The organism is Mesorhizobium sp. IMUNJ 23232, from assembly GCF_044326205.1.
In the GTDB taxonomy this organism is placed as follows: domain Bacteria; phylum Pseudomonadota; class Alphaproteobacteria; order Rhizobiales; family Rhizobiaceae; genus Kumtagia.
This window is the reverse complement of sequence record NZ_JBIRCY010000079.1, coordinates 1-14,810: the sequence shown is the minus strand read 5'-3', so window position 1 is coordinate 14,810 and position 14,810 is coordinate 1. Positions and strand designations below refer to the sequence as shown.

Below are 14,810 nucleotides of genomic sequence, written 5' to 3'. Positions count from 1 at the left end.
AGTGGCACGGGCAGACGCGACGGACGCTCGAAGCCACGGAACGCGGTAGGCTTTGCGATCGTTGACTGCCGTCAGCGAGTATCCGGCATGAACCTAATCCAGATCCTTCTCCCGCGAGCCGACAACGCCGGCCAACCTTTCGCGCGGGAAGATTTCGATCGGGTCAAGGAGGAACTGGCGGCGGATTTCGAGGGCGTTACCGCCTTTTTGCAAGCGCCGGCAGAAGGTCTTTGGCGGGAAGGCGGTCAAACCGACAATGACGACATCGTTATGTTTGAAGTGATGGCAGAAGAAATCGATCTGCAGGATTGGCGGCGCCGACGCACAGAGCTCGAACGCCGGTTCCGGCAAGACAAGGTCATCATCCGCTACATGCCGATGACGCTCGTCTAGGATTAACGCCATGCCTTCGACCTCGATCCGCAAGAGCGAATACGATCCAGAGAGAAAGGTTTTGTCCGTTTGGTTCGTTGCAAGTGGCAAGCGCTACGACTACGAGGGCGTGCCTGCGGAGGTCTACGCCGCCTTCCGAAGCGCCTTCGTGAAAGGCCGCTTTTTCAATGAGTACATTCGGGACCGTTTCCGCCACCGTCTGATCTCGGACGATTAGCGGAGTTAGGGTCAGGCGACATTTATGCACCCGTTTCGGCGTTTGTCGCGCCAGCAGGCTTCGATTCCGGGGAGCTTTTGTGCCGTAGAAAAACCGACAAGACCACCAGCACCGCAGTCGACATGAACTCCGACTGCCAGTTCTGGAATGATTCGAACCAAAGGTTGGAATCCAAAAGATAGCTGGCCAGCGACTGAACCTCTCCGCCGTGCCGAAGCGCCTCCGCGTTCGCCGCTGCTAAGCTCGCCCACCAGTGCAAGGCAAAGGAGATGGCGAACAAGACCGCCAACGCTATGCCCAACGAGTAGGAGTAAAGCCAGGACAGAACCGGGTTGCGCTTACGTGTGGCAGCCGGCAACTCATCGTCGGGCCGGTCTGGGTCATCGGGATCGCGAGATTCGGCCGAGCCGCGCTGGAACAGCATCGCGGTAAGGATGACATAGGCCGACATCTGCAGGAATTCGCTCTCCCAATTTTCAAAGAGCGCCGAAAGAAAATCGCCACTGGTCAGATACGCCAGTAGGCCGATCGCCGGTAAGCCGTGATGCTGAAGCTCTTCATTGTAGGCGGAATGACCCGACCAGATCATGCCCAGCGCGCTGAACAGGAACAGTGCCACAAGGGCAATCGTGAGGCCATTGTCCCGAAAGAAGGTTTTCACGGATCATTGCCTCAACTGGCGGGCGGCTTCAGCCTCTTGAACGTCGATGGCGCACAGGAGCTCGCCACTCTCGTCCCGCACGCGTACGAGCCAGCCTGTCAAAGCGTCGGTACCCGGCTCCAGGTCGACCAAAAGATCGATCGCGCAGCGAATAGCCTCCTCACGCGCCGCTTCGAGGCTCGCCATCCTCGACGGCGGCACTTCCCGACTGCCTTCGCCGTCACGAAACTCGAAGATGTAGACGCCTTTGTCCCGATCAGTGGCCGCCGTGACGGCGACTTCGTCGAAATTGCCGTTGCTTTTTGCGTCATAATCGTTCGCGGCCAGACCGATAGTGGCGGTTTGCACCAGGATTGCGCGTGCCCGATCAAGAGCTGCGTCGTCATTTCCAGCTTCGATGCTGGCCATGTCCACGGTCACGCAATCCCCGCCCTCTCCGCAGAAGAGAACCCGCAGGACGGGCTCTCCGGTTGGCGAGGTCGCGCGCGAGACATCGGTTCGAACGATTTGCACTGGGGGACTCCTTTCGAGCTCGACCGGCTACAGCTTGACGGCCATCTCACGGCTCCAGAGACGCAGCTTTCGGCATGACTCGATGAACTTGGCGACCGCTTTCGGGTCCTCGAGCTCGATCAGGCCCTCGTCAGCATCAGGATCGACACCGGCCTTCTGCAATAGCGCCATGCTGCCCGCACTGAACGCTATAAACTTGCAGTGAGCGAAGGCGTCGGCGACGAAGTCGCGGGCCGCAGCCTCGCCAGTCAGGCGCTCAGCGCCCTCTTTAGAGAGGACCAGTGCCACGGCGTCGAACAGCACCGAGGGCCCGCCGTCGATCATGTGCTTTGCCGCGATCCAGCTGCCGTCAGCGGCCTCGACGCCGCCCACCTTCGGCGCGACGACTTCCATGACTGCGCCTTCTTTCTCGATCGCTGCCTGCAACTTCTTCAGCAATGCCGCATCGGCACCGGGACTGACGAGCACGCCAACCTTGCGGCCGGCAAAGCTTTCCGGGCCGTTTTCGATGATGCCGAGCGCTGGCGACGGTTCGAGGTCGTCCCGGGGCGCAACAGCGGCGTCCGCCGGTTTAGGCAGCTCTTTCATGCCGAGTTTGTCGGCGACGGTTTCGGCAAGTCCCTCATCGATGTTGAGCAGGTGCGCGACCATACGCTCGCGGATGGCGACCGTCTCGACCTTGCTCAGTTCGAAGGTCAACGCCGCTGCGATGTGGCGCTGCTCTGGCGCCGTCTGGCTGTTGAAGAATTGTCGGGCCTGGCTGTAGTGGTCGGCGAAGCTTTCCGCGCGCAATCGAACCTTCTGCCCTTCCTCCGCGTCCGCGAAAGACCGGAAACCGCGCTGTGGCGATTCCCTCGGGCCTTCGTCAAACGAGTTCGGCTGGTAATTCACACGCCCGACAGGATTGCGCATCGCCATGTGCCCATCCTGTTGGAAATGGTGGAACGGGCATTTCGGCGCGTTAATGGGGATATGGGTGAAGTTCGGGCTGCCAAGGCGCTTCAGCTGCGTGTCCAGGTAGGAGAAATTTCGGCCCTGCAGTAGCGGATCATTTGAGAAGTCGATACCGGGCGGCACGTTCTGCGTCATGAACGCTACCTGCTCGGTCTCGGCGAAAAAGTTGTCGGGCATGCGGTCGAGCACCAAGCGGCCGACTGGCACCGGGGCGAGGATTTCTTCAGGAATGATCTTGGTAGGGTCCAGCACGTCGAAGTCAAAACTGTCGGCGAACTCTTGGTCGAAGAGTTGGAGGTTCAGCTCCCATTCCGGAAAATCGCCGGCCTGAATGGCATTCCACAGGTCGCGGCGGTGGAAATCGGGGTCAGCGCCGTTGATCTTCACGGCTTCGTTCCAGACCACCGACTGCATGCCGAGCTTCGGCTTCCAGATAAATTTGACGAAGGTGGATTGGTCTTTCGCGTTCACCAGCCTGAAAGTGTGTACGCCAAAGCCCTGCATGAAGCGGAACGAGCGCGGGATGGCTCGGTCGGACATGACCCACATGATCATGTGCATCGATTCCGGCGTCAGGCTGATGAAATCCCAGAAATTGTCATGTGCGGATTGCGCCTGCGGGAAAGCGCGATCAGGCTCAGGCTTCACCGAGTGAATGATGTCGGGGAACTTGATCGCGTCCTGGATGAAGAACACCGGGATGTTGTTGCCGACGAGATCCCAGTTGCCTTCCTGCGTATAGAATTTGACGGCAAAGCCGCGCACGTCTCGGGCCAGGTCGAAAGAACCTTTCGATCCCGCGACGGTCGAGAAGCGCACGAAGACGGGCGTCTTTTCGCCGGCGCGCTGAAAAATGTCGGCGCGCGTATAAGCCGCGAGCGACTCATAGGTCTCGAAAAAGCCGTGCGCGCCGTAGCCGCGCGCGTGCACAACGCGCTCGGGGATGCGTTCATGGTCGAAGTGGAAGATCTTCTCGCGGAAATGGAAGTCCTCGATCAGCGTCGGACCACGCTCGCCGATCTTAAGCGTATTCTGGTCGTCCGCCACCGGGCCGCCGTGAGCCGTCGTCAGAACCTCGGTGTCGCCGTCGGCGATCTGATGAAGTTCGCCGCCGTTCCCCCGCGTCAACTTTTGATCATGGATCGTCGCGGGCTTGCCCGGCGACTGTCTACTGGTCTTAGCCATACTCGTTATTTCCTTTTGGAGAAGCGGATCTCAGATCACTGTCAATGTCCCGTAGCCTCTCAAGTTCCTTGAGCGATAACCGCAGTTCCTCTTCCAGAGCCGCTAGGGCGGCAGCCCGAAGATATGAGGTGCATCCCGCCGTGTGGAACCGCCGCCGCGGCCCCCAGTTCTGTCGACAACCAACAAAGGAGAATTCTATGGCGAGCGCATTGGAAGAAGCCGAAGTGACGTCCAGGCTCGCGCGTGAGCACGGCGTCTCCGAGGACGCTGTGAGGGCGGTCTTTGATGCCCTGCGCCGAGGTGGCGGAACCATGGCTCAGTTCAGCCACGCCGAGTTCGGCGGGATGTCGCAATGGTCGGCGGGCATGACCATGGTCGGCGACATGTTCAACGACAGCCTCAAAGCCAAACTCAGCGCCATTGCCGGCAGCCTCGCCGATTACCTTCGCGATCATCCCGCTGAGCGGAGGCAAGAGGAGACGTCAGTCAGCTACCGATCCACCGGGAAGCCCTCTGCGGCAACATGGTGGCCCGACGAATTTGGTACCCCTTCTTCCGTCGGATCCCAAAATGACATGCGCTATGCAGTGTTTCCCGAAGAGCGTCGCCTCGTCATCGACGATCATGGCCAGATCACCGTTTACGAGACCGGCGACCATCGGATCTCCGGCGTGTCGCAAGCGCAGAGCACGGATACGACGCTGACCTTAGTCAGTCAGCACGGCGTCGTTCGTGTATCGGATCTCAAACGGGCAGATATGCCCGCTCGCTCCTGACGCGGGCTCGGCATTCATGGAAACGGTCACCATCATCGGATATCTCGCAGCCTTCTGTTCGATGACCAGCTTCACCCCGCAGGCGTGGAAAATCATCAAGACGCGTGACACCGGCAGCATCTCGGCACCAATGTACGCGCTCACAGTTTCTGGTTTCGCGCTCTGGCTGACATTCGGTTTGATGAAAGACGAGTGGCCCATCATCATCACCAACGGTGTCTGTCTCATCCTTTCCGCGTTCATCCTGCTGATGACCGTGCTACCACGGGGCAAGAAGGCAGCCGTCGCCGACGCTATCGATCCCACCACGAAACGCACTGGTGATCGTGAGGGGTGATGTGGGTCAGTCGGCAGTGCCGATCTCAATGACGGGGGATCTGTCGTGACCGTACGCTATCGCCTGGGATGTGAGCTCTCTTATGAGGTGAAAGCGCCCACCGTCTTCATCTTCAACCTGGAAGTGGCGAGGTTGCTCAGGCATCACGACCTCGTTGAACAACTGACGGTCACGCCGGACCTTCCACGTCGCACGTATACGGTCCCCGATATCCGGAACCGCTACGTGAGCGTTACGGCGCAGCCCGGCTCCTTGAGGGTCGCTTACGAAGCCGATGTCACCCTTGAGGTTTTCCGCGCCGATCCGGCGACGATCGGCGAGACCCCACTTGACGCGATCCCGCTCGACATCATGCCTTTCCTCTTGCCCTCACGGTTCGTTCCTTCGGACCGGCTCTCTGCCTTTGCTTGTCGCGAGTTTGGCGATTTGCCGAAAGGACACGGTCGCGTGACCGCGATCTGCAACTGGCTCTACGACAACATCGACTATCGCCGCGGCTCCTCGAACGAACAGACCACCGCTGATGAAAGCCTCCTGCTTCGCGCCGGTGTCTGTCGCGATTTCGCCCATCTCGGCATCGCATTCTGCCGCGCGCTTAATATCCCGGCGCGCTTTGTTAGCTGCTATGCGTACGGGCTGGAGCCACAGGACTTCCACGCAGTCTTCGAAGCTTATCTGGACGGTCGCTGGTGGCTCTTTGACGGAACACGGCAAGCCAATCTCGATGGGCTGGTGAGGATCGGCGTCGGCCGGGACGCCGCGGAGATTGCGTTCGCCTCTCCCTTTGGCGAGATTGAGGCTGGGCCGGTCAAGATCACTATCGACCACTCTGATGGATCGCCGGAGCTGCCCGGCCGAACGACAGACGCTATCTCGACGGAGGAGCCGGCGCCAAACGCCGGCGCGAACTGAGGAGCTTACTCTTTCGCGAGAAACCGAAGCAGTTCGTTCGCCAACTCCGCGGGAGCTTCCTCGGCCATGTGATGACCGCAGTCGATGCCACGGCCTTCAAGGCGTGTGGTCCATGATTCCCAAACGCCGAGTACGTCGCCATAGAGCCGCTCGAGATCATCACGCAGCGACCAGAGCGCCAGCGTCGGGCATTGCACCTTGCGTCCTGCGCGCCGGTCCTCCTCGTCGTGCCGCCGATCGATACCAAGGCCTGCGCGGTAATCCTCCAGCATGCCATGAATCGTTTCTGGATCGCGTGTTGCAGCATGAAAGTCGGCATAAGCCTCAGCTCCCATCTGCTCCGGCGTTGCCGGATACCAGAGATCGGGATTGGCGAGTATGGCACGCTCCGGCTTCTCAGCCTGGGCGAAGAAGAACCAATGCCACCAGGCTGAGGCGAAGCGGACGTCGCATCGTTCCAGCGCTTCTATGATCGGCACACCGTCCAGTACGGCCAGGTTGGTAATAGCCTCGGGGTGGTCCATGGCCGTGCGAAAGGCGGTGTAGCTGCCGCGATCATGTCCGACGATGGCAAAGCGGTCGAAGCCCAGTCGCCGCATCAGCGCGATGCAATCGCCGGCCTTCGCGCGCTTCGATGAGCCTGAATGATCAGGCGCAGCGGCAGGCTTCGAGGACTGGCCGAAGCCGCGCAGATCGGGACAGACCACGGTGCGATGCGCGGCAAGAAGCGGCGCGACTCGGTGCCATGTGACATGCGTACGTGGGTGGCCGTGCAACAGCAGAACCGGAGGTCCGGAGCCACCATGACGGACGCGCAAGATGGCTTCGCCAACATCTATGAAATCCAGCTTGAAGCCGTCGAACATGTCGGGCCGGTCCGCGCTACGCGTCAGGCGACCCCTTTGCCGCCGGTCACACCGTAGACCTCGCCATTGATGAAGCTTGCCTCGGACGAAGCGAGCAGCACAAAAACCGGTGCCAGTTCCACCGGCTGTCCCGGACGTCCGAAATCGCTGTCCTCCCCGAACTTCTCGACCTTTTCATCCGGCTGACCGCCGCTCGGCTGCAAGACGGTCCAGACCGGTCCGGGCGCTACTACGTTGGCGCGGATGCCTCGCTCGATCAATTGTTTCGCCAGCGCCTTGGTATAGGCAACGATGCCGGCCTTGGTGGTCGCATAGTCGAGCAGGATGGGTGAAGGTTGATAGGCCTGGATAGAGGCCGTGGTGATGACGGAAGCCCCTGCCGGCAGATGCGGAACCGCCGCCTGTGCGATCCAGTGCAGCGCGTAGAGATTGGTCTTCATCGTCTTGTCGAAATCTTCAGTCGACAGATCCTCGATCTTCTCCCGATATTGCTGGCGGGCGGCATTAATGACCAGGACATCGAGACCTCCCAACCCGTTGACGGTCTTCTCCACCAACGCCCGGCACCAGGCCTCATCCTTGATGTCCCCCGGCAGGGCGATCGCGTTGCGCCCTTCGGCCTCGATCAGTGCAATGACTTCCTTGGCGTCCGGCTCCTCTTCCGGAAGGTAGGAAATCGCCACATCCGCTCCTTCGCGGGCAAACGCAATCGCGGCTGCGCGTCCGATTCCGGAATCGCCACCGGTGACGAGCGCCTTGCGCCCTTGCAGCCGGCCGGAGCCCCGATAGCTCTCCTCCCCGTGATCAGGCACGGGATCCATTTTTCGAGCAAGGCCTGGCATCGCTTGCGGCTGCTCGGGAAACGGCGGCGCCGGATATTGCTTGCGAGGATCCTGAAGCGGCGGGCGATCGGGCATGGGGGTCTTCCATCAATTTGCGAGATTGGCCGGACAGGAGCCCGACAAGCCGCAACGACGGACGAAGGCAATCGTTCCTACAACACCAGACAGATGACGCCCGCGGGTCGGTAGCGGGAACGGGCGCTCGCGCCGCGCGTTCCCAACAGATCTTTAAAGAGTCCATATCAGGAGCGCGCCGTGGGTCTGTTTACGAAAGACATCAAGACGATGGACGATCTGTTCCTGCACGTGTTGCAGGACATTTATTACGCTGAAAAACAGATCCTTAAGGCGCTTCCCGGCATGGCCGAAAAGGCGACCAACCGCGACCTGACGGCTGCCTTCAAGGCTCATCTCACCGAGACGGAAAAGCACGTGCAGCGGCTCGAGCAGGCGTTCGAACTGATCGGCGAGAAGCCGAAGGGAACGACCTGCCCGGCAATCGACGGCATCATCAAGGAGGCCAACGAGATCGCCGGCGAGGTTGCCGAGAAGAAGGTGCTCGACGCCGCACTGATCACTGCAGCGCAGGCCGTCGAACACTACGAGATCACCCGTTATGGGACTTTAATCGCGTGGGCTGAGGAGAGCGGCAACGAGGCTGTTTCCCGATTGCTCACCACTACACTTAACGAGGAAAAGGCAGCCGACAAGAAGCTGACCACCATCGCCGAGCGGAAAGTCAACGAGAGAGCCGCACGCTGAGCGGCAGCGTCCAAAGGATTTCCGCATGAACGCGCGCGGCGAACGGACCCGATCGCTTTGGATGAAGGTCGACGTCTATCATGATGCGCCAAAATTCTCCGGAAATAAGAGCTGCGATACCGTCATCCTCGGATCGGGAATTGCCGGGCTCTCCGTTGCCTACGAGTTGGCCAGCATCGGTCAGAAGGTGATCGTCATCGATCGTGGCCCGATCGCCGGCGGAATGTCGTCGCGCACCACAGCGCATCTGGCGCCAATCTGCGACGACGGTCTGAGCGCGCTGATCAATCTGCGTGGCGAAGAAACCGCAAGGCTGTTCCAGGAGAGCCAGGAAGCGGCCGTCGCCCGCATCGAAGAAAACATCGCCGAGTTGCGGATCGACTGCAATTTCCGCAGGCTGGACGCCTTTCTGTTTCCGGCGATGGGCGTCGAGCCGAAGGAAGCCCGCGATCAGCGACAACAGGAATTCGATGCGGCACGAAGGGTTGGGGCGGCCGCTGAGCTCGTGACCGGTGTGCCGCTCAAAGGGTTCGAGAAGGCGCCCGTCCTGCGCTATCCCAATCAAGCCACCTTCCATCCACTCCGATATCTTCGAGGTTTGGCCGCAGCCATCCGCGACAAGGGCGGCCTCATCTTCGCCTACAGCCCCGTAATAGCCGTGGATGAATTGCCCGGTGGCGGCGTGCGTGTCTCAACGGAGAACGGCGGCGTGGTCGAAGCGGGGTCGGCTGTTGTGGCAACGAATTCCCCGATCAATGATCGCTTCCAACTGCACACAAAGATGTCGCCCTATCGCACCTATGCGATGGCTTTCACCCTACCCAAGGGTGCGCTTCCCGATGCGTTGTTCTGGGATACGGGCGATCCCTATCACTACGTGCGAATGAACCCAGGCCCGGGATCGGTCGACTATCTGATCGCCGGCGGGGCTGATCACAAGACCGGCGAGGCTGACGACGGCGCCGTCCGCTTCGAGGCGATCGAGGTCTGGATACGCCAACTCCTGCCAAGCTTGGGCAAGGAGGTGACGCGATGGTCGGGCCAGGTTCTGGACACGATCGACTATTGCGCCTTCATCGGCCTCAATCCCGGCAGCAAGTCGGTCTATGTGGTCACCGGCGACTCCGGACAGGGCATGACGCATGGCGCGCTCTCGGGCCTGCTTCTGAAGGATTTGACTTCGGGAAGGGAGAACCCTTGGGTCTCGGTCTATGACCCGTCACGCAAGACGCCCTCGGGCGTCGTCAACTATGTCCGGGAGAACCTTTCAGCGATCAAAAATCTCGCCGGATATGTGCTGCCTGGCGAACTGAAATCCGTGGACGGACTCCAACCGGGGAAAGGCGGCATCCTTCGCGATGGCCTTCGCAGGATTGCCGCCTGTCGCGATCTCGACGGGAAGCTTCATCAGCATTCAGCGACCTGCACGCATTCCGGATGCGAAGTGGCGTGGAATTCCACCGAGCTATGCTGGGACTGCTCCTGCCATGGCTCGCATTTTGCTCCCGACGGCACCGTTCTCAACGGTCCAGCCGTCACGCCTCTCCAGCCAATTGACGCACCGACGGGAGGGCAATGATGCCAATCGTCGAGCGCGGCAAGAAGATCGTCGAGAAAATCACCGGCTGGCAGCGGGCCTCGAGCGAAGATCTGGACCGCCTGGTGCGGCCGCGCAAGGCCAACGCATTCCGTTTCAAGAACGATGGCGCCATACCCAATCATCCGCATTGGCCGCTGATCGTCTATCGCGGCCCCCTGAAACTGCCAGGCGAATTCGATCCCGCCGCAATCTTCGAGGATCTCTTCGCGCGCAATGGCTGGCAGGGGTCATGGCGAAACGGCATCTACGACTACGGGCATTACCACTCCCGCATTCATGAGGTTCTCGGCGTCGCCCGGGGATCGGCCAGGGTCCGGTTCGGCGGCAATCGCGGCCGCACGCTGACGATCAAGGCTGGAGACGTCGCTATCCTTCCTGCGGGCACCGGCCACCAATGTCTCGAGGCCAGCGACGACTTCCTGGTGGTCGGCGCCTATCCCCCGGATGGAACCTACGACGAATGCACCAGCAGCGAAGACCATGCCCGCGCGGTCGAGGCCATCCCAAAAGTCAGGAAGCCGCGAGAGGATCCCGTCTACGGCGGCGACGGTCAGGTCCTCGACCTTTGGAAGGCGTTTCGCTGACAATGAGTGCGGCCGCTCCATTTCCTCTGCCGGTCGGCACATCTCCGATGGAAGCGAAACGTGCGGACGCTATCCCGGACGAACAGGGTGTCTGGCAATATGAGCCGAAATGGGATGGATTTCGCTGCCTCGCCTTCAAGACCGGCGACGCTGTCGACATCCGAGCCAAATCCGGAAAGCCGCTCGCACGCTATTTTCCTGAGCTTGTCGATCGCCTGCGTAACACGGCGGCGACGCAATTCGTCGTCGATGGCGAGATTCTGATTGAACGCGCCGGCGGCTATTCTTTCGACGCTTTGCAAATGCGTCTTCATCCCGCCGAAAGCCGCATTCGCAAGCTGGCGGTCGAGACGCCGGCCAAGCTAATGCTGTTCGATATGCTGGCCGATCCAACCGGACAGGTGATCACCGATCGGCCGCTTACCGAAAGACGAGCTGCACTGGAGACGTTTGTCAAATCCGCGGGGAGCGTGAATATCGAGCTTTCACCTGCGACCCTCGCTATCAAGCAGGCCCAGAAGTGGCTGAAGGGCTCGGGCGGCAACACTGATGGAGTGATCGCGAAGCGGCTCGACGGTCCGTATCTGGCCGGCGAGCGTGCCATGGCGAAGGTCAAACGGATGCGGACGGCCGACTGCGTCGTCGGTGGCTTCCGCTATCTTGCCGAGAGGCGCGAAGTCGGATCCCTGCTGCTGGGTCTCTATGACGAGGACGGCAAACTCGACCATGTCGGCTTCACCTCGACGATCTCCAACGACGAACGCGCCGCGCTGACCGACCGTCTCGAGCCGTTGCGCGAACCACCCGGTTTTACCGGCAAAGCGCCCGGCGGACCGAGCCGTTGGAGTACGGAGCGCAGTGGCGACTGGGAGCCGCTGCGGGCGGAGCTGGTCGTGGAGGTCCGCTTCGATCATGTGACGGGCAACCGTTTCCGGCATGGCACGAAGCTGCTGCGGTGGCGACCGGACAAGGCGCCCCGCCAGTGTACGTTTGACCAGTTGAAGTAAGACCGCTCGGAGCGATTGGCCCTGTTCCCCGTTGAGAGCGCAGAGGTCACTGCAATGGACATCAGCGCCCCGAAGAGAGAAATAGGGCTCGAAGAGCGACGCGAACGCCGCCGGCTGCGCCGCGAAAAGCAGCGTGCGGACAACATTGGGCGCGCGGAGAAAATGCACCTCGCGCGGTTGGCGGTGAAAGAGCCCGGCCGTTCAGTACCGGAACTACCCAACTCGTATGTCGGCTGCTCGGGATGGTTCTACTGGAAATGGCGCGGCAATTTCTATCCGGCCGAGATGTCGACATCTGAATGGTTCAATCATTATGCGCAGCAGTTCGACACCGTCGAGATAAATGCATCGTTCTATTCCTGGCCGACCGTCGCAAATGTGAAAAGCTGGCTTCGTCAGGCCGGATCGCGCGAGTTCGTTTACACCATAAAAGTCTGCGAGTTGATTACGCACGTCAAGAAGTTCGAGAACGCCGAGACCCTGGTTAAAGATTTTGGCCTGATCGCCGACATTCTTGGAGATCGGGTGGGCTGTTTCCTTTTCCAGTTGCCCCCAAGTTATCGCTTCACCGAGGAAAGGCTCGTCGTCATTCTCGGCCAGCTCGACCACACACGCCGCAACGTCGTGGAGTTTCGTCATAAAAGCTGGTGGAACGAGAACGTCTATTCCGCTTTCCGCGAGACAGGCACGATATTCTGCTCTTGCAGCGGTCCTCGACTTCCGGACGTTCTGGTTCGCACAGCCGACGAGATCTACCTGCGAATGCACGGCCCAGAGCGGTGGTACCGGCATGATTATACCGACCGCGAGCTAAGCGAGTGGGTGGAGAGAATTCGCGACAGTGGCGCGCGGAGGGCTTGGGTCTATTTCAACAACGACTACGAAGGCTTCGCGCCCAAGAACGCTTTGACCATGCGACGACTGCTCGGACAGGCAGGCTTCGATCAAGGGGGATCCGATTTCGACATCGGGTCCGCCGGAAACCCGGTCACCACGGTGTGAAATCAGTATCCGGGCGGACCCGTCGACAGTACGCGCAAACCAGCCGGATGGTCGCTTCCACGTCATCCATGCAAAGCACTTCGGAGGGCGTGTGCATATAGCGCAGCGGCACCGAGAGGAGCCCTGTCGCCACACCGCCGCGATTCGTTTGAATCAAACGCGCGTCGGTCGGGCTTTTGTCCCCATAAGCCTGGAGTTGGTAAGGGATTCCGTGCTCGTCCGCTGCGGCTTTCAACAGGTCGAATACGACGGGATTGGTACTCGGGCCTTGCGAAATCCCCGGCCCCTTCCCAAGATCCAGCCGACCCTGATCTTCGGGTCTGGCACGTGGGTAGTCCATGGCAACCCCCATATCGATCGCCAGCGCCGTATGGGGTTGCAGATTGAACGCTGCCGTTTGGGCGCCCCGCGAACCAATCTCTTCCTGCACCGTCCCCAGCGCGTAGAGGCCGACATCCGGATGCAGACCGCCTTCGTCCTTCAAGCGGCGCACGACTTCGCCGCCAATAAACAGACCTGCCTTGTTATCGAAAGCGCGAGCTACGGCTTGATTACCCATCAACCGGGCAAACTCGGCTTGCAATGTGACTGGACTGCCGATCTTGACGACGGTTTCAGCCTCCTTGCGTGAGGTCGCGCCAATATCGATCCAGAGATCCTTCAACGACGGCGTTTGGCTGCTGTCGGCCTGTTTGAAGGTCTGAATGGCTTTTCGCCCGATTATCCCTTGCAGCCGCTCGCTACCATGAACCCAGACCCGTTGTCCGATTTCGGTGGCGACGTCGGTGCCCCCGATCGTATTGAAGAACAGGAAACCATCGTCGTCGATGTAATGGACAATAAATCCGATCTCATCCATGTGCCCGGCATACATGATCCGCATGGACGCCTCGGGGTTGATCACCGCCGAAACGTTGCCCATGACATCAGTCGTCACCTTGTCGGCAAATGGTTCAACGTAGTCTCGATAAAGCTCGGCGACAGGTTGCTCGAAGCCACTTGGGGATGGCGTCGCGATGATCGCCTTCAAGAACTCTAGTGAGTGATCGATCATCGGAAAGGTTCCTACCAGAGCCCCAATTCTCCACCCTGACGTTAGTTCCTCTGGACGCGAGGACGGCGCGCTGCAGCCCGGGTTGAATCAGCTAAGGCGTTGGGACCGTTTTCGGACGCTTTGCTGCGTTGGCTCGGGTCGCGCTTGTTGCTTTGGGTCCGATCGGACGATTCAGCTTTCTTGCTCACCTGCGATGCTTTCACCAATTCCACTGCCGCCTTGAGCCGCTCCGGTCCCGGTTTGGTGGCAATACGAACCACAAAACGGTTGCCGTTCCGGATGCAGTCGGGCCTCTTCTCCAGTCGGGCCCGAACATGCGCGTCGACGCGCGCGAACTCGATGGCAATCGCGACAGGCCCGACTCCGATTTTGACGATGCCGGCAGCGGCCGCTGAAAGCTTCAGTCGCGCAAGATCAAGGAGCGTGATCGTTTCAGGCGGGAGCAGACCAAATCGATCCTCAAGCTCGTCCGCGAAAGCATCGATCTCGGCCATGCTCTCCAACCGTTGCAGGCGGGAGTAGAGGTTGAGCCGGACCACCGGCTCCGGAACCCACCGCGCGAGCGACCGAGTGCCTGGCCTTGTTGCCCCCTTTTGCGCCCGCCGCCGAGACATGGGCGCGCACGATCGTGGAATCGAACATCTGGATGAGATGCGCCGAACCGCTCATCGAAGCGAGTATGTCGAAGAAAGCTTCGAACACGCCCGCCTTGCTCAGCCGGTCGAAGCGCTTCCATACCGAATTCCAATGGCCGAACCGATCCGGCAAGGCCCGCCAGCGCACATTCTCCAGCGTGAAAAAGTGCATCGCCTCTAGGTCCGCAAGACGCCGGTCGTTCGACGCCTTGCGTCCGCGCCGCGGTAGGCACGCCCGGAATACTTCAAGCGTGCGGGCCTAATCGTCTTCGTCCATCCGTGTCGACATGGCTTGCGATCTCCGAATCAATCGGAAACCCATGAATCACAACCGATTCTTCCCTGGAACCCTCAAATCTCAACTGGGCACAATTCGTCCACACGGCCTAGCATTACAGTTGCAATTTTGATTGGCATCTGAATCTGTAGGTCACCATGATTCGGAGGTCATGGATGACAGGCTTGTCGATTGAGGCGACGCTTGAGCTTTGGGCGTCGTCGCTGCGAGAT

Annotated in this window: 17 protein-coding genes and 1 pseudogene; 10 read left to right on the top strand and 8 right to left on the bottom strand. The window is 60.3% G+C overall.

Annotated features, from left to right (window positions below; translation table 11 throughout):
- Nucleotides 1-87: 87 nt before the first annotated feature.
- Together ACH196_RS33680 and ACH196_RS33675 are read left to right on the top strand one after the other, a co-directional pair.
- Nucleotides 88-393: a hypothetical protein gene (locus ACH196_RS33680; protein ID WP_396651213.1), complete on the top strand. Its 306-nt coding sequence runs from the start codon at nt 88-90 to the stop codon at nt 391-393.
- A 10-nt stretch (nt 394-403) separates the two neighbouring features.
- Nucleotides 404-610 (top strand): KTSC domain-containing protein, encoded by a 207-nt coding sequence (locus tag ACH196_RS33675; protein ID WP_396651212.1) that lies wholly within the window; start codon nt 404-406, stop codon nt 608-610.
- Between the two features lie 22 nt (nt 611-632).
- On the opposite strand, the gene ACH196_RS33670 is transcribed toward ACH196_RS33675, so the two are convergent.
- The 3 genes from ACH196_RS33670 to ACH196_RS33660 form a co-directional block, all read right to left on the bottom strand.
- Nucleotides 633-1,271 carry a DUF6766 family protein gene (locus ACH196_RS33670; RefSeq protein ID WP_396651211.1) on the bottom strand — a complete coding sequence of 213 codons (639 nt, stop codon included), beginning with the start codon at nt 1,269-1,271 and terminating at the stop codon, nt 633-635.
- 3 nt (nt 1,272-1,274) lie between these two features.
- Nucleotides 1,275-1,679, bottom strand: coding sequence for a DUF6894 family protein (locus tag ACH196_RS33665; RefSeq protein ID WP_396651210.1), 405 nt, complete (start codon nt 1,677-1,679; stop codon nt 1,275-1,277).
- Between the two features lie 132 nt (nt 1,680-1,811).
- A complete protein-coding gene (locus tag ACH196_RS33660; protein WP_396651209.1) occupies nt 1,812-3,923 on the bottom strand; it encodes a catalase in 2,112 nt (703 codons plus the stop codon).
- A gap of 197 nt (nt 3,924-4,120) precedes the next feature.
- On the opposite strand from ACH196_RS33660, the gene ACH196_RS33655 reads away from it, so the two are divergent.
- The 3 genes from ACH196_RS33655 to ACH196_RS33645 are packed head-to-tail and all read left to right on the top strand — an operon-like array spanning nt 4,121 to nt 5,948.
- A complete protein-coding gene (locus tag ACH196_RS33655) occupies nt 4,121-4,699 on the top strand; it encodes a hypothetical protein (RefSeq protein WP_396651208.1) in 579 nt (192 codons plus the stop codon).
- A 16-nt stretch (nt 4,700-4,715) separates the two neighbouring features.
- Nucleotides 4,716-5,036 carry a SemiSWEET family sugar transporter gene (locus tag ACH196_RS33650; RefSeq protein WP_396651207.1) on the top strand — a complete coding sequence of 107 codons (321 nt, stop codon included), beginning with the start codon at nt 4,716-4,718 and terminating at the stop codon, nt 5,034-5,036.
- A gap of 45 nt (nt 5,037-5,081) precedes the next feature.
- On the top strand, nt 5,082-5,948 hold the full coding sequence (locus ACH196_RS33645) for a transglutaminase family protein (RefSeq protein WP_396651206.1): 867 nt from the start codon (nt 5,082-5,084) through the stop codon (nt 5,946-5,948).
- 5 nt (nt 5,949-5,953) lie between these two features.
- Here the strand turns inward: ACH196_RS33645 and ACH196_RS33640 are convergent, their stop codons facing one another.
- The gene (locus ACH196_RS33640; protein WP_396651205.1) at nt 5,954-6,814 is read right to left on the bottom strand and encodes an alpha/beta fold hydrolase; all 861 of its coding nucleotides are present in this window, start codon (nt 6,812-6,814) and stop codon (nt 5,954-5,956) included.
- Nucleotides 6,815-6,837: 23 nt separating this feature from the next.
- Entirely contained in the window at nt 6,838-7,731 is an 894-nt protein-coding gene (locus tag ACH196_RS33635; protein ID WP_396651204.1) for an SDR family oxidoreductase, read from the bottom strand.
- 180 nt (nt 7,732-7,911) lie between these two features.
- Between ACH196_RS33635 and ACH196_RS33630 the strand changes: the two genes are divergently transcribed.
- The 5 genes from ACH196_RS33630 to ACH196_RS33610 are packed head-to-tail and all read left to right on the top strand — an operon-like array spanning nt 7,912 to nt 12,611.
- Nucleotides 7,912-8,418 carry a ferritin-like domain-containing protein gene (locus ACH196_RS33630; protein WP_396651203.1) on the top strand — a complete coding sequence of 169 codons (507 nt, stop codon included), beginning with the start codon at nt 7,912-7,914 and terminating at the stop codon, nt 8,416-8,418.
- A gap of 25 nt (nt 8,419-8,443) precedes the next feature.
- A complete protein-coding gene (locus tag ACH196_RS33625) occupies nt 8,444-9,997 on the top strand; it encodes an FAD-dependent oxidoreductase (RefSeq protein WP_396651202.1) in 1,554 nt (517 codons plus the stop codon).
- Nucleotides 9,997-10,602, top strand: coding sequence for a cupin (locus ACH196_RS33620; protein WP_396651201.1), 606 nt, complete (start codon nt 9,997-9,999; stop codon nt 10,600-10,602). The genes ACH196_RS33625 and ACH196_RS33620 overlap by 1 nt, the downstream gene beginning before the upstream one ends.
- 2 nt (nt 10,603-10,604) lie before the next feature.
- A complete protein-coding gene (locus tag ACH196_RS33615) occupies nt 10,605-11,609 on the top strand; it encodes an ATP-dependent DNA ligase (RefSeq protein WP_396651226.1) in 1,005 nt (334 codons plus the stop codon).
- Between the two features lie 54 nt (nt 11,610-11,663).
- Entirely contained in the window at nt 11,664-12,611 is a 948-nt protein-coding gene (locus tag ACH196_RS33610) for a DUF72 domain-containing protein (protein ID WP_396651200.1), read from the top strand.
- Here the strand turns inward: ACH196_RS33610 and ACH196_RS33605 are convergent.
- From ACH196_RS33605 to ACH196_RS33595, 3 genes and pseudogenes are all read right to left on the bottom strand, one after another.
- Nucleotides 12,598-13,665: a M20/M25/M40 family metallo-hydrolase gene (locus ACH196_RS33605; RefSeq protein WP_396651199.1), complete on the bottom strand. Its 1,068-nt coding sequence runs from the start codon at nt 13,663-13,665 to the stop codon at nt 12,598-12,600. The two genes, ACH196_RS33610 and ACH196_RS33605, sit on opposite strands and share 14 nt — an antisense overlap.
- A gap of 41 nt (nt 13,666-13,706) precedes the next feature.
- Nucleotides 13,707-14,279 (bottom strand): TRCF domain-containing protein, encoded by a 573-nt coding sequence (locus ACH196_RS33600; protein WP_396651198.1) that lies wholly within the window; start codon nt 14,277-14,279, stop codon nt 13,707-13,709.
- 85 nt (nt 14,280-14,364) lie between these two features.
- Nucleotides 14,365-14,526 (bottom strand): annotated as a pseudogene (locus tag ACH196_RS33595) (transposase); the annotation flags it as partial.
- Between the last annotated feature and the right edge of the window lie 284 nt (nt 14,527-14,810).